Source organism: Shinella sp. 838 (genome assembly GCF_029623935.1).
Taxonomy (GTDB): domain Bacteria; phylum Pseudomonadota; class Alphaproteobacteria; order Rhizobiales; family Rhizobiaceae; genus Shinella.
The window spans coordinates 1-662 of sequence record NZ_JARSBQ010000078.1 but is presented as its reverse complement, the minus strand read 5'-3'; the positions used below and the strand labels follow the sequence as shown (position 1 = coordinate 662).

The 662-nt window shown below is 69.9% G+C and carries 1 protein-coding gene; it reads right to left on the bottom strand.

The window, feature by feature from the left end; genetic code table 11:
• The coding region (locus P9A16_RS35645; protein ID WP_278026569.1) for an MlrC C-terminal domain-containing protein at nucleotides 1-662 on the bottom strand (662 nt) is incomplete at both ends.

The window sequence follows — 662 nt, the reverse complement described above, 5'->3', positions numbered from 1 at the left end:
GGGTGAAGTCGATGCCCTGGTTGGCGAAGATGTCGGGCTCGTAGGTCTGGGTGCGGCTGGTGATCAGCACGATGTCGATCGTCGAGCCGCGCGGGCGCACGACGGCGGCAGGGCCGAGCGTCACCCGGCTGTTGCGAAAGCTCTGCCAGCCGGCGTCGAACACGGCCTGGACGGTGACGGTGAGGTCGAGCGGCTCGCCGCCTTCCGGCCCCGACTTGCCGCCGAGACGCAGCGCAAGCTCGGCGCCTTCCCCCGCCGCATGGCAGAAGGAGACGGCGATGGGATCCCAGATCGTCGCCACGGCGACATTGTCCAAGCCCCGCGCCATCATGCGGCGCAGGATATAGGTGGCATCGCCCGCCACCCCGCCGCCCGGATTGTCCCAGACGTCGGCGATGACGACGGGCACGTCCGGCCGTTCGGCGCGCACGGCAAGCGCCCGGTCGAGCCCGGCCTCCGTGTCGAACATCGGCATCGCCGTCTTGTGGCGCAGGCCGTAGAGTTCGTGGCCGAGGCTTTGCGCCAGCGCCGCGCCCTTCGCCCTGTCGCCGTCGGTGACGACGACGATGCGCGTGCCCATGTCCGGCACGTCGCCGGCCATGAAGCCATGGATGACGGAGATGGAGAGGATGCCGTCCTTGCCCTCCATCGCCTTCAAGCGG